15 protein-coding genes and 1 pseudogene are annotated in these 21108 nt (G+C 63.1%); 5 read left to right on the forward strand and 11 right to left on the reverse strand.

Annotation, left to right across the window (positions count from 1 at the left end; all coding sequences use genetic code 11):
• Together rpfF and rpfB are read right to left on the reverse strand one after the other, a co-directional pair.
• The gene (gene rpfF, locus NX05_RS19480) at positions 1–870 is read right to left on the reverse strand and encodes a diffusible signal factor synthase RpfF (protein WP_039435147.1); all 870 of its coding nucleotides are present in this window, start codon (positions 868–870) and stop codon (positions 1–3) included.
• 174 nt (positions 871–1044) lie between these two features.
• Positions 1045–2727: a fatty acyl-CoA ligase RpfB gene (gene rpfB, locus NX05_RS19485; protein ID WP_039435143.1), complete on the reverse strand. Its 1683-nt coding sequence runs from the start codon at positions 2725–2727 to the stop codon at positions 1045–1047.
• A 97-nt stretch (positions 2728–2824) separates the two neighbouring features.
• Between rpfB and NX05_RS19490 the strand changes: the two are divergent.
• Positions 2825–3279, forward strand: a pseudogene (locus NX05_RS19490) (hypothetical protein); the annotation flags it as partial.
• A gap of 378 nt (positions 3280–3657) precedes the next feature.
• On the opposite strand, the gene acnA reads toward NX05_RS19490, so the two are convergent.
• On the reverse strand, positions 3658–6426 hold the full coding sequence (gene acnA, locus NX05_RS19495) for an aconitate hydratase AcnA (RefSeq protein ID WP_039435141.1): 2769 nt from the start codon (positions 6424–6426) through the stop codon (positions 3658–3660).
• Positions 6427–6573: 147 nt separating this feature from the next.
• Between acnA and NX05_RS19500 the strand changes: the two genes are divergently transcribed.
• The 4 genes from NX05_RS19500 (at position 6574) to NX05_RS19515 (ending at position 10895) form a co-directional block, all read left to right on the forward strand.
• Entirely contained in the window at positions 6574–6822 is a 249-nt protein-coding gene (locus NX05_RS19500) for an AbrB/MazE/SpoVT family DNA-binding domain-containing protein (RefSeq protein ID WP_003486316.1), read from the forward strand.
• Positions 6823–6832: 10 nt separating this feature from the next.
• Entirely contained in the window at positions 6833–7243 is a 411-nt protein-coding gene (locus NX05_RS19505; RefSeq protein WP_003486318.1) for a type II toxin-antitoxin system VapC family toxin, read from the forward strand.
• 52 nt (positions 7244–7295) lie between these two features.
• Entirely contained in the window at positions 7296–9887 is a 2592-nt protein-coding gene (acnB, locus tag NX05_RS19510) for a bifunctional aconitate hydratase 2/2-methylisocitrate dehydratase (RefSeq protein WP_039435138.1), read from the forward strand.
• A 192-nt stretch (positions 9888–10079) separates the two neighbouring features.
• Complete coding sequence (locus tag NX05_RS19515; protein WP_039435135.1) at positions 10080–10895, forward strand: alpha/beta fold hydrolase; 816 nt, start codon at positions 10080–10082, stop codon at positions 10893–10895.
• 397 nt (positions 10896–11292) lie between these two features.
• Here the strand turns inward: NX05_RS19515 and NX05_RS19520 are convergent, their stop codons facing one another.
• From NX05_RS19520 to NX05_RS19555, 8 genes are all read right to left on the reverse strand, one after another.
• Entirely contained in the window at positions 11293–13650 is a 2358-nt protein-coding gene (locus tag NX05_RS19520) for a sensor domain-containing protein (RefSeq protein ID WP_240307869.1), read from the reverse strand.
• 6 nt (positions 13651–13656) lie between these two features.
• Positions 13657–14733, reverse strand: a complete 1077-nt coding sequence (locus NX05_RS19525) for a protein-glutamate methylesterase/protein-glutamine glutaminase (RefSeq protein ID WP_010365270.1) — start codon at positions 14731–14733, stop codon at positions 13657–13659.
• Complete coding sequence (gene cheD, locus NX05_RS19530) at positions 14730–15326, reverse strand: chemoreceptor glutamine deamidase CheD (RefSeq protein WP_010365269.1); 597 nt, start codon at positions 15324–15326, stop codon at positions 14730–14732. The genes NX05_RS19525 and cheD overlap by 4 nt, the downstream gene beginning before the upstream one ends.
• Positions 15323–16189, reverse strand: coding sequence for a CheR family methyltransferase (locus NX05_RS19535; protein WP_039435128.1), 867 nt, complete (start codon positions 16187–16189; stop codon positions 15323–15325). Before NX05_RS19535 ends, cheD begins: the two co-directional genes overlap by 4 nt.
• A 247-nt stretch (positions 16190–16436) precedes the next feature.
• Entirely contained in the window at positions 16437–18818 is a 2382-nt protein-coding gene (locus NX05_RS19540) for a methyl-accepting chemotaxis protein (protein WP_039439009.1), read from the reverse strand.
• Positions 18819–18902: 84 nt separating this feature from the next.
• Complete coding sequence (locus tag NX05_RS19545; protein ID WP_003486337.1) at positions 18903–19286, reverse strand: hypothetical protein; 384 nt, start codon at positions 19284–19286, stop codon at positions 18903–18905.
• A 313-nt stretch (positions 19287–19599) separates the two neighbouring features.
• Positions 19600–20082, reverse strand: a complete 483-nt coding sequence (locus tag NX05_RS19550) for a chemotaxis protein CheW (protein WP_002806488.1) — start codon at positions 20080–20082, stop codon at positions 19600–19602.
• Between the two features lie 132 nt (positions 20083–20214).
• Complete coding sequence (locus NX05_RS19555) at positions 20215–21000, reverse strand: flagellar brake protein (RefSeq protein ID WP_039435120.1); 786 nt, start codon at positions 20998–21000, stop codon at positions 20215–20217.
• Positions 21001–21108: the final 108 nt, after the last annotated feature.

Below are 21108 nucleotides of genomic sequence, written 5' to 3' on the forward strand. Positions count from 1 at the left end.
TCAGCCGGCGTCAAGCCCTGAGCGACGCGATTGCGCACGAACCAGACGGTCCATGGTGCGCAATGACTTTTCGCCCAACTGCATCGCCGTATCGACCCAGATTTCGGTGATGCGCATCATCTCGTCCAGCGGTACCGCCGTGGTCATTTGGCGTACTTGCTGCATCGCCGCCCAGGCATGCGGTGTGCGCTTGCTTTCGCGGATCACTTGTTCGACGGCCGCCACGCCCTGACCGCGGGGCACGACGCGATCGACCAGGCCCATGCTAAGCAGCTCCTCGGCGGAGTACAGATTGCCTTCGAGCATGATTTTTTGCGCCAATTGCGCACTGACGCGCTGGCACATGAAAGAGTAGGCGCCCATCCCGGGGAACAGGTCGAACAGCACTTCGGGCAATCCCATCATCACCCCTTCCTCGGCGACGATGGTGTGGCAGCTCAATGCCGCTTCGAATCCGCCGCCGAGCGCGTTGCCCTGCACCAGCGCGACGCTGTGCGCGCGCGCGCCGAGGCCGACATGGAATGCGTGCACACCGCGTACACAGCGTTGGGCGTAATTAAGCAGTCGAGCACGGTCGCCTTCGCGAATGAGTTGACAGAACAACGCCAGATCGCCGCCCAGGTTGAAGACGTCGCTGTCGGATGCCAGCACCACATGCGGAGCCAGCACGTCAGCGTTGTTCAGGCGTTGACCAAGGTTGGTCTGGTAGCCGGTGATGTCATCGACCAAGCGCGTCGAAAAGCAGGCACGCCCCGGGTTGATGGCAAGGTCGGCATGCATATGGATCCAGTACACGTCACGCTGCGGTTCTTCGACGATGCGTAGGGTCGAGCCGATGTTGGTGCGAATAAAGGGTTGAACTGCAGACATGATGGTCTCCGTGATGACCGTCCGGCCGGCCGCCTTTCGGACGGAGATAAGGTTGAACGCGTGAGCGTGCGCCGACACTGGATTCTATGCGTGTAAAAGCGAACGCCCGCAAGGCCTTGCGGCATTGCGGGCGTCGGTGAAGGCTGAATGCCTTTGGTCTGCGGTATAACTGTATTACGTCTTCGGCGCAACCCGCAACTCGCGGCGCAGGATCTTGCCGACGTTTGTCTTGAGCAACTCCTTGCGGAATTCGATCACGCGCGGCTGCTTGTAGCCGGTCAGGTTGGCGCGGCAATGCGCCTTCACATCGTCTGCGGTCAGAGCCGGATCCTTCTTTACGATGACCGCCTTGACGATCTCGCCGGATTTCTCGTCCGGCATGCCCACGGCTGCTACTTCCAGCACGCCCGGCATTTCGGCGATCACGTCCTCGATTTCGTTGGGGTACACGTTGAAGCCGGACACCAGAATCATGTCCTTCTTGCGATCGACGATGTAAACGAAGCCTTGCGCGTCCATCCGCGCGATGTCGCCGGTATGCAACCAACCTTCAGCGTCCATGACCTTGGCGGTTTCGTCGGGCTTCTTCCAGTAGCCCTTCATCACTTGCGGGCCCCTGATGCAGAGCTCGCCGATTTCGCCGAGCGGCAGTTCCGCGCCGGCGTCGTCCTTGAGGCAGGCATCGGTGGACGGAATCGGCAAGCCGATCGAGCCGTTGTAGTCCTTCAAGTCCATCGGGTTGATGCACGCGGCCGGCGAGGTTTCGGTCAGGCCGTAGGCTTCGACCAAGGTGAGGCCGGTGACCTTCTTCCAGCGCTCGGCGACCGAGCGCTGCACGGCCATGCCGCCGCCGAGGGTCATCTTGAGCGAGGAGAAATCGATTTGATCGAAACCGGGCGTGTTGAGCAGACCGTTGAACAGCGTGTTGACGCCAGTGAATGCCGTGAAGCGGGTCTTCTTCAATTCCTTGACGAAGCCTGGCATGTCGCGCGGGTTGCTGATCAAGTGATTGCAGCCGCCGATCTTCATGAAGACCAGGCCGTTCGCGGTCAATGCAAAGATGTGGTACAGCGGCAGCGCGGTGATCACCACTTCGTTGCCTTCTTCCAGCTTGCCGGTGCCCGATAGCCACTGGTGCGCCTGCTGCATGTTGGCGACCAGATTGCGGTGGGTCAGCATCGCGCCCTTGGCCACGCCGGTAGTGCCGCCGGTGTATTGCAGGAAGGCGATGTCGTCGGGCTCGATCTGCAGCGTCGGCACGTTGTGCTTGCGGCCCAGTGCCAACGCATCGCGAAAGCGGATCGCGCCGTTGATGCGGTAATCCGGCACCAACTTCTTGACGTACTTGACCACGAAGTTCACCACCGCCGCTTTCGGGAAGCTCAGCATGTCGCCCAGGCCGGTGGTGATGACTTGTTTGACGGGCGTGTCGGCAATGACCTGCTGCACGGTGGTGCCGAAGTTGTCGATGACCACCAGCACGCTGGCGCCGGAGTCGATCAACTGATGCTTGAGTTCGCGCGGGGTATACAGCGGATTGACGTTTACCACGGTCAGGCCGGCACGCAGTACGCCGAAGGTCGCGATTGGATATTGCAGGCAGTTGGGCATCATCAAGGCGACGCGGTCGCCCTTCTTCAACTGCAGTTCGCCAAGCAGGTAGGCAGCGAATTGCTCGACCAGCTGATTCGCTTCGCGGTAAGTGATGGTTTTGCCGAAGCTGTGATACGCAGGCCGGTCGGCAAAGCGTTTTACCGAGGTGGCGAACACCTCGGCCACCGTGCGGAACTGCTCAAGATCGATTTCGGCGGCAACGCCGGCCGGATAACTTTGCAACCAAGGTCGTGCCTGATTCATCTGCCCCCCTCCAGGGTGTTTTCGACGCGCCGCAGCGTGTTCCACGGCGTTACAACCGCTGGCAGCATACCGTCATGGATGGAAAAGGCGAAGCGTGATGCAGAGCAGCATTCAAGCGCGGTGGCATGTGGTTTGCGTGGGGTTTTGCATGCTGGCCTTGCTCGGGTGCACGCGTGCGGCGCCGGAACAACAGCCGCGCGCAACGCTGGAGCAGATGCATCAGGCGATCGAGGCATGCGAGATTGGCACTGCGATGGCGCCGGTGGCCGAGGACTTTGTCGGCGAAACCGGGCTGGACGCAGCAGGGTTACGGCGCTTGATGCAGGCGCAGATGCTGGGCAACGCACAGATCGGTGTGACCATGGGGCCGGGGGGGCGGTCGATGTGGCGCTTCGCGGCGACACTGCCACGGTGCAGCTCACGGCGCTATTGACCGGCGGCAACGGCCGCTGGGTGCCTGATCAGGCGCAAACCTACCAGGTCACCACCGGCTGGCGATTGCAGGGCAGCGACTGGCAGCTGTATCACGCGCAATGGGCGCCGGCAGGGCGCGGTAAGCGCGTCGACCGGCTGAAAGCGCCGATCGGAGCTGTGGGGCGCATGGTGGCATTGGTGATCGTGGTCGACCGCGATGGTGGTTTTGCTGCTCTCGTCACGTCGCCGATACTCGGCGCCAACACATGTTGGCGTGGAAGAGCATCCGGCCGAAATGCGCAGTGCCTGTAGCGACGCCGATGTGTGGTGTTGGCGTGGAGGTGGAGCGCGTTTGCCGATTTGCAAGGCACGCTATTCGCAATCACCTGGCACCTTCTCGCAAGACGTGTTCGCGATGTGTTGTGATGGACTGAAACACGACTCCCGCCGAGTGGCGGGAGTCGTGCTGCATCCTTAGAACGCGATGCAGAGCGCGATGCACAACGCGCGCCGCGATCATGCAGCCTTGCGCGCAGCCAGCTGACGCAGCACGTATTGCAGCAAACCGCCGTGCTTGAAGTACTCGACTTCCTTCGGGGTCAGCAGCAGCACCTTGACCTGGAACTGCTTGACGCTGCCGTCGGACTTCTTTGCATCGACGGTGGCACGGCGGCTGGCGCCGTCCTGCAGGCCGCTGATGTCCAGCACTTCCGAGCCATCCAGCCCAAGCGTCTGTGCGTTCTCGTTTTCCAGGAACTGCAGCGGTAACACGCCCATGCCGACCAGGTTGGAGCGGTGGATGCGCTCGAAGCTTTCGGCGATCACTGCCTTGACCCCAAGCAGGTTGGTGCCCTTGGCCGCCCAGTCGCGCGAGGAGCCGGTGCCGTATTCCTTGCCGGCCAGCACCACCAGCGGCACGCCGTCGGCCTTGTACTTCATTGCGGCATCGTAGATCGCCAGCTTTTCCGGCTGGCCGCCGTCGGCGGGGTAGTACAGCGTGTTGCCGCCTTCTTCACCGCCGAACATCAGGTTCTTGATGCGGATGTTGGCGAAGGTGCCGCGCACCATCACATCGTCGTTGCCGCGGCGGCTGCCGTAGCTGTTGAAGTCGGCCGGCTGCACGCCACGTTCCTGCAGGAAGCGGCCCGCCGGTGAATCCTTCTTGATGTTGCCGGCCGGCGAGATGTGGTCGGTGGTGATCGAGTCGCCGAACAGGCCCATGATGCGTGCGCTATGCACGTCATCCACGTTGCCCACCTGCATGGTCATGCCGTCGAAGTAGGGCGGGTTCTTGATGTAGGTCGAGGCGGCGTCCCACTCGTACAGCGCGCCATCGGGCGAGGCGATGGTGTTCCAGCGCGTGTCGCCCTTGAACACGTCGGCGTAGTTCTGCTTGAACATCTCCGGGCCGACGGTGGCGGCGATGGTGTCGCCGATTTCCTTGTTGCTCGGCCAGATGTCGCGTAGGTATACCGGCTGCCCGTCGCTGCCGGTGCCCAGCGGCTCGGTGGTGAGGTCGATGTCGGTAGTGCCGACGATGGCATACGCCACCACCAACGGCGGCGAAGCCAGGTAATTCATTTTGACTTCGGGGTGCACGCGGCCTTCGAAGTTGCGGTTGCCCGACAACACCGATGTCACCACCAGATCGTCCTTGGCAATGGCCGCGGACACGTCTTCCGGCAGCGGGCCGGAGTTGCCGATGCAAGTGGTGCAGCCGTAGCCGACCACGTAGAAGCCCAGCTTTTCCAGGTCGGCGAGCACGCCGGCCTTGCTCAGGTAATCGGTGACCACGCGCGAACCCGGCCCGAGCGAGGTCTTGACCCACGGCTGCGCCTTCAAGCCCTTGGCTGCCGCATTACGCGCAAGCAAGCCGGCACCCAGCATCACTGCCGGGTTGGAGGTGTTGGTGCATGAAGTGATTGCGGCGATGACCACCGAGCCATCGCGCAGCCGCCGACCGGCGCCGCTGGCACTGGCGCTTTCTGCCTGCGAGGCCTTGGCGCCAACGGCGGTGCCGCCGCCACCTTCGTTCTTGAGACGGTCTTCCTGCTTGAGATCGGTGAGTTTCTTGCTGCGGGCGTCGGCGAACGGCTTGAGGCTTTCGCGATAGTTGGACTGCATGTCTTCCAGCAGCACGCGGTCCTGCGGGCGCTTGGGCCCGGCCAGCGACGGCTTGACCTCAGCCATGTCCAGTTCCAGCGTGGCGCTGTACTGTGCCGGCGGGGTATTGGCGTCGTGCCACAGCCCTTGTGCCTTGGCATAGGCCTCGACCAGGGCAATCTGCTCCTCGCTGCGGCCGGACAGGCGCAGGTAGGTCAGCGATTCTTCGTCGACCGGGAAGATGCCGCAGGTGGCACCGTATTCGGGGGCCATGTTGCCGATGGTGGCGCGGTCGGCCAGCGGCAAGTGTTGCAGGCCTTCACCGTAGAACTCGACGAATTTGCCCACCACGCCGGCCTTGCGCAGCATCTGAGTGACGGTGAGCACCAGGTCGGTCGCGGTCGCGCCTTCGGGCAGCTTGCCACTGAGCTTGAAGCCGACCACCTGCGGAATCAGCATGGAGGAGGGCTGGCCCAGCATCGCGGCCTCTGCCTCGATGCCGCCGACGCCCCAGCCCAGCACGCCGATGCCGTTGATCATGGTGGTATGGCTATCGGTGCCGAACACGGTGTCGGGGTAGGCGACCAGGGTGCCGTCCTTGTCCGCGCTCATCACCACGCGCGCCAGGTTCTCCAGATTCACTTGGTGCACGATTCCGGTGTTGGGCGGCACCACCTTGAAATTTTCGAACGCCTTCTGGCCCCAACGCAGGAAGCCGTAACGTTCCTGGTTGCGCTGGAATTCGATCTTACCGTTGAGGTCGAGCGCGTCGGGCTTGCCGAACACGTCTACCTGCACCGAGTGGTCGATGACCAGTTCGGAGGGAATCTGCGGGTTGATCTGGTCGGCGTTGCCGCCCAGCTTGACCACCGCATCGCGCATCGCCGCCAGGTCGACCACGCAGGGCACGCCGGTGAAATCCTGCAGCACCACGCGCGCCGGCATGAAGGCGATTTCGATATCGGGCTCGGCCTTCGGGTCCCACTTGGCGACTGCTTCGATGTGGTCCTTGCCGACGGTGACACCGCCGTCTTCGTGCCGGAGCAGGTTCTCCAGCAGGATCTTCATCGAGTAGGGCAGGTGGCCGATGTCGAAGCGTTCGCCCAGCTTCGGCAGGCTGTAATACTCATAGCGTTTGCCGTGGACCTCAAGCGAGGTGCGAGTGGAAAAGGAATCGCTCATGCGTCACTCCTATGGCGTCGAAGGCTTTAGGTAGGCGCTCATTCTGAGTGATTCAGTGTGTACGCACGGTGTGTCTAAGCCGATCTGCCAACTTGAGTACGACAGTGCAAGTACGTATCATGTGCGCATACTTTCTGGAGCATGCTCATGGAAGCCACAGTTGCCGAACGCGGACAGATCACCCTGCCCAAGGCGGTGCGCGATGCCTTGGGCCTGACCAAGGGCACCACCCTGAAGATCGAGCTTGACGGCGGGCGCATTATCCTGCGTAAGGACGTCAGCGAGGCGCTGCGCAAGGTGCGCGGCAAGTTCAAGCTGGTCGATGGCCTGACCAGCACCGATGCCGCCATGCGCGTCATCCGTGGCCGTGCCCCCGGAGACCCGTTCGACCCATGATTGTCAACCAATGATCGCTTTGGATTCCTCGGTCCTGCTGGACATCCTGATCGGCGACCCGGTCTATGGCGAAGTGTCGGAGATCTGCATCGGCGACGCGTTGGCGCGTGACGAAGTGGTGGTCTGCGACGCCGTGGTGGCTGAGGTGCTGGCCATGCTCGACACCCAGGTCGACCTGATGGAAACCCTGGCCTCGATCGGCGTGCGCTACGAGGCCACCCAGGAAGCGGCGGCAGTGCGCGCCGGCCATATGAACAAGCGCTTCCGCGCACGCGGCGGCAAGCGCGAGCGGGTGGTGGCCGACTTTCTGATCGGCGCTCACGCGATGCTCCAGTGCGACGGGTTGATTACCCGCGACGAGGGCTTCTTCCGCGATTATTTCAAGGGTTTGAAGATCGTCGTTCCCAAACCCGCACCCTGATCCACGTTTCGCGTCTTACCACCTTCACCGCTGTCTTTTTTGGAGAACCCGCATGTTGGAAGCCTATCGCCACCACGTTGCAGAGCGCGCTGCGCTCGGTATCCCGCCGCTGCCGCTGACCGCGCAGCAGACCGCCGAGGTCATCGAGCTGCTCAAGGCCCCGCCTGCGGGTGAAGAGGAGTTCCTGGTCGAACTGCTCAGCCAGCGGGTGCCGGCCGGCGTCGACGATGCCGCCAAGGTCAAGGCCTCGTACCTGGCCGCGGTGGCCTTCGGCACCGAGACCACCGCACTGATCAGCCCCACGCGCGCCACCGAGCTGCTCGGCACCATGCTGGGTGGCTACAACATCCAGCCGTTGATCGACCTGCTGGACAACGCCGAACTGGGCGCCACCGCTGCCGAAGCGCTCAAGCACACCTTGCTGGTGTTCGATGCGTTCCACGACGTGCAGGAAAAGGCCGAAGCCGGTAACGCGCACGCCAAGTCCGTGCTGCAGAGCTGGGCCGATGCCGAGTGGTTCACCAGCAAGCCGGAAGTGCCGCAGAGCATGACCGTCACCGTGTTCAAGGTGCCGGGCGAAACCAATACCGACGACCTGTCGCCGGCACCGGATGCGACCACCCGCCCGGACATCCCGCTGCACGCGCTGGCGATGCTGAAGAACAAGCGCGATGGCGCGGCGTTCGAGCCGGAAGAAGACGGCAAGCGTGGCCCGATCCAGGCCATTGCCGACCTCAAGGACAAGGGCCATCTGGTCGCCTACGTGGGCGACGTGGTCGGTACCGGTTCCTCGCGCAAGTCGGCGACCAACTCGGTGCTGTGGTGGACCGGCGAAGACATTCCGTACATCCCCAACAAGCGCTTCGGCGGCGTCTGCTTGGGTTCGAAGATCGCGCCGATCTTCTACAACACCATGGAAGACGCCGGCGCCCTGCCGATCGAACTGGACGTGTCGCAAATGGAGCACGGCGACGTGGTCGAGCTGCGTCCGTACGACGGCAAGGCACTCAAGAACGGGCAGGTGATCGCCGAGTTCGCGATGAAGTCGGACGTGCTGTTCGATGAAGTGCGCGCCGGTGGCCGCATTCCGCTGATCGTCGGCCGTGGTCTCACCGCCAAGGCGCGCGAATTCCTGGGCCTGCCGGCCTCGGACCTGTTCCGTCTGCCGATGGACCCGCCGGACACCGGTAAGGGCTTCTCGCTGGCGCAAAAGATGGTTGGCCGGGCCTGCGGGTTGCCGGAAGGCCAGGGCATGCGCCCAGGCACCTATTGCGAGCCGAAGATGACCTCGGTGGGATCGCAGGACACCACCGGCCCGATGACCCGCGACGAGCTGAAAGATCTGGCCTGCCTGGGCTTCTCGGCCGACCTGGTGATGCAGTCGTTCTGCCACACCGCCGCATACCCGAAGCCGGTCGACGTCAAGACCCACCACACGCTGCCGGAATTCATCTCCACCCGTGGTGGCGTCTCGCTGCGTCCGGGCGACGGCGTGATCCACAGCTGGCTCAATCGCATGCTGCTGCCCGACACCGTCGGCACCGGCGGCGACTCGCACACCCGTTTCCCGATCGGCATTTCGTTCCCGGCCGGCTCCGGCCTGGTCGCCTTCGCAGCCGCCACCGGGGTGATGCCGCTGGACATGCCCGAGAGCGTACTGGTGCGCTTCAAGGGCGAAATGCAGCCGGGCGTGACCTTGCGTGATCTGGTCAATGCGATCCCGCTGTACGCGATCAAGGACGGTCTGTTGACCGTGGCCAAGCAGGGCAAGAAGAACATCTTCTCCGGCCGCATCCTGGAAATTGAAGGCTTGCCGAATCTGAAGGTGGAGCAGGCGTTCGAACTGTCCGATGCCTCGGCCGAGCGTTCGGCGGCCGGTTGCACCGTGCACCTGGATAAAGCACCGATCGTCGAATACCTGACCAGCAACATCACCCTGCTGCGCTGGATGAACGCCGAAGGCTATGCCGACGCGCGCACCCTGGGCCGCCGCATCAAGAAGATGGAAGAGTGGCTTGCCGACCCGCAGCTGCTGCAGCCCGACGCCGACGCCGAATACGCCGCGGTCATCGAGATCGACCTGGCCGACATCCACGAGCCGATCGTGGCGTGCCCGAACGACCCGGACGACGTCAAGACGCTGTCTGAAGTAGCCGGTGCGGCCATCGACGAAGTGTTCATCGGTTCGTGCATGACCAACATCGGTCACTTCCGTGCTGCTGCCAAGTTGCTGGAAGGCAAGCGCGATATCCCGACCCGCTTGTGGGTGGCACCGCCGACCAAGATGGATGCGTCCGAACTCACCAAGGAAGGCCATTACGGCACCTTCGGTGCGGCCGGCGCGCGCATGGAAATGCCGGGCTGCTCGCTGTGCATGGGCAACCAGGCCCAGGCACGTGAGGGCGCCACGGTGTTCTCCACCTCCACGCGTAACTTCCCCAACCGCTTGGGCCGCAACACCAACGTGTACCTGGGCTCGGCGGAACTGGCGGCGATCTGCTCGCGCCTGGGCCGCATCCCGACCAAGGACGAGTACATGGCCGATGTGGGCGTGATCAAGACCAGTGGCGACCAGATCTATCGCTACATGAACTTCGATCAGATCCAGGAGTATCAGGACATGGCGGACACTGTCGCAGCCTGATTCGCCGCTGCTCTGTTGTCCCGAAATGCCCGGCACTGTCGGGCATTTCGCTTTTCGGGCAATTACTTCGTGTTTTCACCGCGATGCCGGGTGTCAAAGCAAATACCAGCTGACTGGATTGTGGCATTGCAACAAAAATCTGAAGTCCCCGCGTCTAGAGTCCGGCCGCTCTACCACTGCCCGTTGATGCCCATGCCTACTTGCACAATTTCCGGTCAGACGTTGCACTACACGCAACACGGCCAAGGGTTTCCGATTTTGCTTGGTCACAGTTATCTGTGGGACGCGGCGATGTGGGAGCCGCAGATTCGGTCGCTGTCGCAGCATTACCAGGTGATCGTTCCCGAGCTGTGGGGGCATGGGCAATCAGACCCATTGCCGGCCGGCACGCAGACCGTGGGGCATCTTGCCGATCAGATGCTGGCGCTGCTGGATGCGCTGGAGCTTCCGCAATGCGCGGTGGTGGGTCTGTCGGTCGGTGGCATGTGGGGCGCGGAGTTGGCCATGCGCGCGCCGGAGCGAGTGCGCAGCCTGGTGTTGATGGACACCTTTATGGGTGCCGAATCGCAGGCGGCGCGCACGCGCTACTTTGCGTTGCTCAATGCGATCGATGCGGCGGGGCAGGTGACGCCGGAATTGGTCGAGGCGATCGTGCCGCTGTTTTTCCGTGCCGATATCGATCTGCAATCCGCGTTGCCGGCGGCGTTCGCGCAGCGTCTGGCGGCGATGACGTCGGAGCAGTTGCGTGCGTCGATCGTGCCACTAGGGCGGTTGATCTTCGGGCGCGACGATCGGCTCGAAACACTGGCAGCGCTCAACCCTGCCAACACGTTCCTGCTCGCTGGCGAATACGACGTTCCGCGCCCGCCGGAAGAGTTGTGGATGATGGCCGAGGTGATCGGCTGCGATTACGAACTGGTGCCCGATGCCGGGCATATCGCATCGCTGGAAAATCCGGCATTCGTCAATGCGCAGCTGTTGGGATGGTTGAAGCGCACGTTGCAGTGAGGCTGAGTGCTGGCATGACTGCTAAGAGGAGCGCTTGAGGGCATTGCCAGCAGTCGGATCAGCTAACCAACCCTTGGGGCAAAAGCTTGATTAGGCGCGTGCGCAGTGCCCTCACTGCTCGCGGGACACGCTGTGAACCAGTCCATGGGGGGCTCGTTGGCGGCATCCATGCCGCCAACGGTCCCGCAATCGGCGAGGGCACCGCGCCAGACAGTTTGCAGGTGGCTTCTTGAAGCGCGAGAACACCGCGTCGAGCAGTCTGCTGCCCGCTCTATTCAAAGCTACGCACGGGGTCCCACGATGGTAGGTGGGCATTGGTGATTCTGTATGTGGTGTCCATGCCGCACTGAGTAACAATGCACCAGCCTGATCGCCACGAGGTCGTTTATCAGTCGCGCTATGGCTGCGCGCCCAGCCATGCTTCCAGCGCTGCGGCCGGCAGCGGCCGCGAGAACAGGTAGCCTTGCAGCACTTCGCAGCCCAGATCGGCGAGAAACAGGCGCTGTGCTTCGTTTTCTACGCCTTCGGCCACCACGTGCTTGCGCAGGTGTTCGCCGATGCGCAATACCGAGGTGGTGAGTGCGCGCGCGTCTTCGCTGTGTTCGATATCACGGACGAAGCTCATGTCCAGTTTGAGTTCGTCGATTGGCAGGCGATGCAAATGGCTCAGGCTGGAATAGCCGGTACCGAAATCGTCCAGCGACAGCGAGATGCCGGCTTCGCGAATGGCATGCAGGTTTTCCAGCACGCCCGGTTGCCCGGACAGCATCACGCTTTCGGTCAGTTCCAGGGTCAGGTCGGAGGGCTGTACGCCCATGTCGGCAATGAGCTGGAGCAGATCCGACAGCATGCGCGGGCTTTCGAAACCACTGGCCGACAGATTCACCGAGACGCGTGCCACCGGCACGCCACGCTGACGCCAGTCGGCGACCTGCTGGCACGCGCTGCGCAGTACCCACGCATTGATCTGCGGCATCATGCCTTGCTCTTCGGCCACCGGTAAGAACCGCGCCGGTGACACTGCGCCCAATTGCGGATGATTCCAGCGCAGCAGCGCTTCCACGCCATACAACGTGTGCGGCGCGGCGCTGTGCATCTGCGGTTGGTAATGCAGTTGCAGCTGATGGCGGCCGATGGCCTGGCGCAGCTCCGCTTCCAGCGCAACGCGTTCTTGCGCCATGCGGTTCATGTCGGAACTGAAGAAACGGAAACGCCCACCGCCTTCTTTCTTGGCGCGGTTCATCGCCAGATCGGCGTGGCGCAACAGGATGTTGATCTCGCGGCCATCCTCGGGAAACATCGCCACGCCGATACTGGCTGACGGATGCACGGTCATATGGCCCACCGGCAGCGGGCTAGCGATGCTGACCAACAAACGCTCGGCGGCGGCACTGGCTTGCTCGGCACTGCACTGCGGCAGTGCAAGTGCGAATTCGTCGCCTGACAGGCGCGCCAGCATCGCTGTGGCAGTGAGTTGGTCGTTGATGCGCAGGGCGATGTCGCGCAACAGACCGTCGCCTGCGGCATGACCCTGGCTATCGTTGATGAGTTTGAAACGATCGATGTTGATGAACATCAATGCCGCCGGTTCGCCGGCGTATTCGGCCTGCGTCAGTGCTTGCTCTGCGCGCGCGCTGAACATGATGCGATTCGGCAGGCCGGTGAGCGTGTCGTAGAACGCTAATTGATGCACGCGCTGGCGGATCTGCTCGCGCTCCAGCGCCAGCGTGCACAGTTGTTGGCACCAATCGGAGAGCCGCATGTGCCAGGCATCGGCACGTTGCGGCTTGCGGTAGTACAGCGCGAAGGTGCCGAGCACGCGTGCGCTGTTGGAGCGGATCGGCATACTCCAGCAGGCGTGCAGGCCCCATGACAACAGCGTGTCGCGATACGGTTCGAACAATGAGTCGGTGGCGATGTCTTCCACCATCACCGCGCGACCGCGCCAGGCCGCGGTGCCGCAGGCGCCCGCGGCCGGGCCGATCTTCAAGCCGTTGACCGCATCGGCGTATTCGGGCGGCAGGCTGGGCGCAGCCAGCGAATGCAGGCGGCCTTGATTGTCTGCGCTCATCACCGTGGCCAGCACGTCCGGTGCGATGCGTTCGACCTCGGTGCAAATGAGCGTCATCACCTCGATCAACGGGCGTTCCTGCACCAGAGCTTCCAGCACGCGGTGCTGCAATATCTCGTGCATCTTGGTGTCGGTGATGTCGGTCAGCACGGCCACATAATGCGAAGGAGCGTGGTTGGCGTCGTAGATCGGGTTGAAGTTCAGCGAGATCCACAGCGGGGTGCCGTCCTTGCGGTACACCAGCAGGTCGGCGCGGGTGTGCTGCAAGGCATCAGCGCTCTCGCGCACACGGGCGACTTCGCTCTGGTCGCTCTGCGCGCGGGTCAGTACGTCCGAGGGACGTAGACCGACCACTTCGGCTTCGGTGTAGCCGAACATGCGCTGGAAACCGTCGTTGGCATACAGCATGCGCGATTGCAGATCGCAGATGAGAATGGCGCTGCTGCTGCCATCCAGCGCTTCGGCCAGCAGGCGCGAACGGCGCTGCTCAGGCTGTTCGCCGGCCTTGGCCATGCCGGCAGTGACCGGGCCGGGTCTGACCAGGTCGTGGCTTGGCGTGTTCGCATGTACCGGCTCAGCCGTCCCCTGCGTACGATCGACCGCCGCGTCCGCAGCAGCGCCCGTCGCGCTTCCCGGTGTCAGCGGAAGCGTCGGGTCGCTCGGGTGCGAGGGATGCGCGGCCATGCGGGCTCAGCGCGCCTGCGCCGACAATGCGAGCAAGCGCTCGGCCACGCGCTCCAGCGGCACCACTTCCTGCGCAGCGCCAAGTTTGTACGCCGCGCCGGGCATGCCCCAGACCACGCTGCTGGCTTCGTCCTGCACCAGCGTCGGCGCGCCGGCCTGCAGCATTTCCAGCAGCCCGCGTGCGCCGTCGTCGCCCATGCCGGTGAGGATGGCGCCGACCGCATTCGGGCCGGCGTTTGCGGCGACAGAGCGGAACAGCACGTCCACCGCCGGCTTGTGGCGATTGACCGGCGGGCCATCGTCGATACGGCAACGCCAACGCGCACCGTCGCGAATAATGCGTAAATGTTGGCCGCCTGGCGGCAAATACGCGTGACCGGGCAGGATCGCTTCGCCGTCGGTGGCTTCGCGCACCGACATGGCGGAATGGCGGTTGAGGCGCTCTGCGAACGCGGTGCTGAAGCTGGCCGGAAGATGCTGGGTCATCACCACCGCGGGCGCATCGGCGGGCATGTGTTCGAGCACCACGCGCAGCGCTTCGGTGCCACCGGCGGAGGCGCCGATGGCGATCAAACGGTCGGTGGTACGAAAGCGCAGCGCGCTGCCGGGCACCGGCGCCGCCTGCATATCGAGCGTGACCTTGGGGGCGCTCGGGCGATTGAGTGCGCTGACCTTGGCTTTGGCGGCCATCTTGACCTTGCTGACGATTTCTTCGGCATAGTCTTCCAGCCCGCGTGCGACATCGATCTTGGGCTTGGACACGAAATCCACTGCGCCCAGCGACAACGCCTGCAAGGTGGTGTCGGCGCCGCGCTCGGTCAGCGATGAAATCATCACCACCGGGGTTGGGCGCAGGCGCATCAGGTTTTCCAGGAACACCAGCCCGTCCATGCGCGGCATTTCCACATCCAGCGTGATCACATCCGGATTGAGGCGCTTGATCTTTTCGCGCGCCAGCAAAGGGTCGGCGGCGGAGCCGACCACTTCGATGCCGGCATCGCGCGAGAGGATTTCGGTGAGCATCTGACGCACGACCGCCGAATCGTCGACGATCAACACACGCACAGGGGTTTCCAGCGTCATTCGAACAACTCCACTCCACCGGTGACCGGTGCTTTGGACAGACGGGCGCGCACGGCCGATTCGGTAGCGGCAACTTCGGCTTCGTGTGCATGCGGCAGACGCTGCACGACGACGCGGCCGGTAGTCGCGAAGAACCACACCTTGCGCGGATGGATGCCGCACAGATCTTCGGCAATGATGGGAATGTGTTCGGCCTGCAGGTACTGGCGCACGAACTCTGCGTTGCGGGTGCCAACCGGGTTGCTGGTGAAGCCCTTGAGCACGTTGGCGCCACCGAAAACCTTGGCTTCGATGCGTTTACGATGCGCGCCGCGCTTGAGCATGTCGTTGATCAGCAACTCCATCGCGTAACTGCCGTAACGCGCGGGTGCGCCATCGCCGATCTGGCCTTCTGGCAACAAGAAATGGTTCATGCCGCCGATCTTCAGCACCGGATCGCGCAGGCAGGCTGCGACGCAAGATCCCAGGGTGGTTGTCAACGCGGTGTCGTCGTCCACCACCAGATACTGCGTGGGCAGCAGTTTGGCGGCAATGGTCTGGAACCGCGAATCGCGGTAACGCATGACATCGTCGACTTGCACGGCCGTACTCATGCAGAGGCTCCTGCGCGCGGAGCGCGCCGATACAGCGTGCGCCCGCACGGCTGGATCAGATCGGCCGCGTGCAGGTAATTCTCCGAGTGCCCGGTGTAGAGCAAGCCATCGTCGCCCATGTGGCTGACCAGGCGCGACAGGATGCCGCGCTGGGTAGGCTTGTCGAAATAGATCATCACGTTGCGGCAGAACAGCGCGGCGTACGGGCCGCCAACGTCGTAACGCGGTGCCAGCAGATTCAACTGGCGGTATTCGATGAGCTGGCGCAGCGCGGGAATGACCCGGCATTTGCCTTCGTTGGGGCCGCTGCCGCGCTGGAAGTATTTGCGCTTGATCGATGCATCCAGCGAGGCGACACGGTCGATGGCGTAGACGCCGCGCGACGCGGTTTCCAACACCTGAGTATCGACGTCGGTGGCGACGATGCTGACCGGAGGGGTCAGGGTGCCGAACGCTTCGCAAGCGGTGATGGCGATGGAGTAGGGCTCCTCGCCGGTGGACGCGGCGCATGACCAGATCTTCAGTGGCGCCTGCGAGGCGCGCTTTTGCAGTTCTTCGCGCAGTTTGTCGAAATGGTGCGGCTCGCGGAAGAACGAGGTCAGGTTGGTGGTCAGCGCATTGGTGAACGCCTGCCATTCTTCTTCGTCGTTGCCGGCCTCGAGCTGATCGAGGTATTCGCGGAATGAGCGCAGGCCGAGCACGCGCAGACGACGCGATAGGCGGCCATACACCATGTCGCGCTTGGCTGGAGCCAGCGCAATGCCGACACGCTGGTAGATCAGGTCGCAGACGCGTTTGAAGTCGCGGTCGCCGAAATCAAATTCGCGTGTGTCTGAAGCGGAAGTCGTAGTCGTCATATCCATACGCGTCGTGAGCTATAACTGGATATCGGCCAAGTAGCGGCGCAACTGAAGCACCAATGCGTGGATTGCACGCGGTTGGGTTCGGTCGGCCGTACGGTGGGGTATAGCGGGCGTCTGCTGCCGCTAAGCGCCCAAGGCCGCCCATCAGGCATTCCGTCGCAACGGGCGCGCGGTGACCAACGCAGATTGCAGTGCCCAGATGCACAACGCCCCGGCAGTGCCGGGGCGTTGTGGTGACAGCGGTGAATCAGAACTCTTGCCAGTTACCGTCGGCCAACGCGGCCTGGGATATGGCAGGCCGCGATGCGGTTGCCGCTGCCCGCGCTACCGGCTTGGCGGCGCCTTTCACTGCAACCTGGCGTGAGGCGATCGGCCGCACGCGTGCGGTCTGCGCAACTGGCGCAGCCGATTCGTCCAGCTTGAACACCGACACCGCTTCGGCCAGGTGACCGGCCTGCTCTTCCATCGAGCGGGCGGCGGCGGTGGCTTCTTCCACCAGCGCTGCGTTCTGCTGGGTGGTTTCGTCCATCTGGGTGATGGTCTGGTTGACCTGCTCGATCCCGGACGACTGCTCCTGCGAAGCAGCAGAAATCTCACCCATGATGTCGGTCACGCGCTGCACGCTGGCCACGATCTCGGCCATGGTGGCGCCGGCCTTGCGGACCAGTGCCGAGCCTTCGGCGACCTTGTGCACGGAATCGTCGATCAAACCCTTTATCTCCTTCGCCGCACCGGCCGAACGCTGCGCCAGCGTGCGCACTTCGGATGCGACCACGGCAAAGCCGCGACCCTGTTCGCCGGCACGTGCCGCTTCCACTGCGGCATTCAACGCCAGGATATTGGTCTGGAACGCGATGCCATCGATGACGCTGATGATGTCGGCGATCTTCTTGGACGAGGCTTCGATGCCGGACATGGTGGTAACCACCTGCGACACCACCTCACCGCCTTGCGAGGCCACGCCGGTGGCGCCGATTGCCAGCTGGTTGGCCTGACGGGCGTTCTCGGCATTCTGCTTGACCGTGGAGGTGAGCTCCTCCATCGAGGCAGCGGTTTCTTCCAGGTTGGCGGCCTGCTGTTCGGTGCGGTGCGACAGGTCGCTGTTGCCCGAAGCGATTTCGCCAGCAGCCGAGTTGATCGCACTGGAAGACACTTTGATGCGGCCAACGATGTCAGCCAGTTGCTCTGCGGTGGCATTGGCATCGTCACGCATCTGCGCGAACACGCCGCTGAATTCTCCATGCATGCGCACGGTCAGGTCGCCACGCGACAGCGCGGACAACAGGGCAGAGATCTGCTCCAGGCTGCCGGCATTGGCATCCAGCAAGCCATTGAGCTGCTGCGCCAACTGCAGGAAGAAACCCTGCTTGCCGTCGGTTTCCACGCGGCCGCCCATGTCGCCAGCAGCGGCAGCACGCACGATACGCGCAACTTCTTCTTCGACCTGGACTTCAATGGTGCGGTCGCGCCATTCGCAGACTTCGCCGCTGGTCTCGCCCTGTTCGTTCTTGATGGCGGTGACCGTCTGCGCCAGCACCACTTCGCCGAAGCGCTCTTCGAAGCTGGTGACGCCATCGCGTTCCAACGCGGCAATGGCCTTGCGCACGGTCGCTTCCGACAGACCCAGGTAGCTGATGTGCTGGCCGATGACCTTGCTCGCGTCGAACTCGGGCGATGCCAGGCGGATGCTGCTTTCGTACTGCGCCACGATCTTCCTGAAGGCGTCGTTGGCGTAGATCATGACCCGCTCTGGATCGGTGATGAAGGTGCCGGTCGAGGACTTGTCCAGCGCAGTGCGAATACGCAGGTTTTCGTCGGCGATCCTCTGATCGCGTTCGATACGCTCTTTCAGGTCGCGCTGCATGCGCTGCATGGAGCGCATCAACTCGCCCACTTCGTCCTGGCCCTGCACGTTGATCTGGCCGTCCAGCTTGCCGCCGGCGATTTCGGTGGCGGTGGTGACCGCGCCGCGCATGCTCTTGACGATGGAACGGGCGAACAGGAACGCCAGGCCCAGGCCGCCGGCAATGCCGATCAGCAGCACCATCACGGTCAGCGAGACGGAGGTGGCATGGACCTTTTCAGCCTTGGTCTTGGCAGCCTGCGCCAGCATGTTGTCTTCGGTGATCAACGCAGCCAGCGAATCCTTGGCCTTGTTGTGCAGGGTGCGGGTTTCGCCGACGAAGGTATCGACGGCATCGTCGGGCAGATTGAGTTCGATCATTTCATCGACGCTGGCGTAGGAGGCCGAGGCCTTCTTCCAGTCGGCCACGAATACATCGAACAGCTTCTTCTGTTGCGGGCTCTCGATCAGGCGCGGGTAGCCCTTGATGGTGGCTTCGATCTCACCATTGAGTTTCTTGGAGCGAACCTTTGCTTCCTGCTTGACCGAATCGCTGGCGCGCACCAGGTTCTGGTAAGCCGCATTGCGGTATTCGCCGAGCATGCCGCGCAGATCGCCTGCTTCGCGCACGCTGGACATGGTATTGCCGGCCAGATCGCGGGTGACGTTGTTGAGCGACGCCAGACCCGAATAGGCGATGATGCCTTGAACAAGCATCATCAGCAGCACGATGCCGAACGCCAGCATCAGCTTGGGCATCAATTTCAGACTGTTGATCCATTGCATTGATACGATTCCCCCGTGGAAGTCAGTTCGCATAGCCACAACAGCACATCGCCACGCGCGAGGGCGTGGCGATGTGCGAGGCGATTACTTGATGGTGGCGAGCTTCAGGCTGGCCGGGGAGCTGACTTCGATTTCGGCACGCGAACTGTCGCGCTGGATCTTGCCGAGGACGCAGACGTCCTTACCTTCAAGCGTTTCCGGGGCAAAGCTGAACTTGCCGCGGTTAGCGCCGTCGATGCGTGCGGAGAAGGTGTGGCGCGGGAACATGCCGCCCATGTACAGGAAGGTGGGCTCGCCTTCCGAGCTCTGCGCGTACTTGGCCTTTTCGACCTTGCCGCACACCATGCCGTCCTTGCCGACGAAGCGGGTGGCCATCTCCGGCGGAATCATTTCCTGCGACTGAGCCGACAGCGTGGGCGCAACGATCACGAGAGCAGCAACGGGGAGGAGCGAGAGCAGAAACTTCATAGGGATTCTCCAGAGTCAAAAGTCGAACGGTGACCCGTTGTGTGGACGCGGGCTTCCATTCAGCTATCGGCTAACCGCCGTTCAACTTGAATCCGGTAAACGTGATTTATATCTCACTTCAAGAGAGCGGTGCGTCGCGTGTAGGGAGGCTCCTGACACGCGATGGTTGTAGATACGCTCGCGGTGAACGCAGTACGGCCGTCGGAGTGGCGCAGTGGGTGGCCGGTAGCGCCATGTACGCGTCGTACATGACGGTTCCCGCCCACCGCCACACCTCTCCGACGACCGCAGGCGAGGCGAACCAACCGCTTGATCAGGCGGCTTCTTCGACCAGTTGCTGACCCAGCTCGGTGCTGTCCAGCAGGGTTTCGATATCCAGCAGGATCAACATGCGATCGTCCTGGGTGCCGATGCCGGAGATGAAGCGCGTGTCGACCGCGGCGCCAAATTCGGGCGTGGGGCGGATCTGGTCGTCGTTAAGCGGAATCACGTCGGAAACGCTGTCCACGACGATGCCGACCACGCGGTCTTCGACGTTGAGCACGATCATCACGGTGAAGGCGTCGTAGCGCGCTTCTTTCAGGCGCAGCTTCAGACGCAGGTCGATCACCGGCACGATGGTGCCGCGCAGGTTGATCACACCCTTGATGTAGTCGGGCGCGTCGGGCAGACGGGTGACAGAATCGTAGCCGCGGATTTCCTGCACTTTCAGGATATCCACGCCGTAGTGTTCTTCGCCCAAAGCGAAGCTGAGGAATTCACCACCGGTGCCGGTGGCAGTGCTTTTGTCGTTCATGGAAACTCCGGGCGTTGCGGCTAAGTGTCAGGTTGCGGCAGGACTGCGGCAGATACGGATGAGGGATGCCCTAGCAACATCGGCGGGGTGGGCGGCATCTTTAGGTGCCGGCCCCGCGCGGTGCGGGCAGGTTCAGAACATGCCGCTCTTGCGCGCGTTGCGCTGGCGGTCGACGCGGAAGATGTAGCGCTGGATGGTTTCGTCGGCGCCGCGCGGCAGTTCGCTGAACTGCATGCCGACACGTAAGCCTTCGCTGCCGTTTAGCAGCGTCTGCTTGTACTGGCTGCACACGGTGAGCGGCAGCGTAATAGGGGCAGCGTCGGGCAGCTGCAGGATGCAGTTGCGGTAGGTGCGTTGCGGTTCGAGCAAGGGCATGCCATCGGTGAGCGACACCGCCAGGCCGCCGCTGCTGATGTCGATCACGCGCAGCTGCAGGTTGAGTGCGTCGCCCTGTGCGGCCTCTTGGCGAATCGTGCAGATGGGGGAGTCGGTGATCGGCGCTTCCAGCCGGTACGATTCGCGCCGCTGCATGTGGTACATCCCGTCGGGCAGGTCGGCGCGGAAAGCGACGTGAATGCCGCGCTCGATACGCTCGGCCTTTTCCAGGCGAAAACGGATATTGACCCGTTCCAGTTGGGCGTAACACAGCAGGTATTTGGCACCCTCGATGGCGCGGTTGGAGGCATCGTTGTGGCTGCCGTCCAGGATCACGCAATCGTCGTCTTCGTCCAATTCCAGCACGGCGGTGGGCACGGCCATGTCGCGGCCGGCCACGTGCATGGTCACGATGGCGCGTTGGTCGAGCAGCTGGCGCAGTAATCCACGGATCTGCCGCTTGTTACGCAGCAGATAGCGCTCGTCACCTTCGGCGAGGTGATCGGCGTCGTGGTCCAGCTCTGGGGTATCGCCTTGGGACATGGGCACAAGCACAGTAGCAACGGGAAGACGCCTGGCGGGTTGTCCAGGCGTCGCCTTGATATCGGCGGCAAAGCCAATTCTTTAAGAGTGGCTGACGAAACGTGTACG

The sequence above is a fragment of the Xanthomonas vasicola genome (assembly GCF_000772705.2).
In the GTDB taxonomy this organism is placed as follows: Bacteria; Pseudomonadota; Gammaproteobacteria; order Xanthomonadales; family Xanthomonadaceae; genus Xanthomonas; species Xanthomonas vasicola.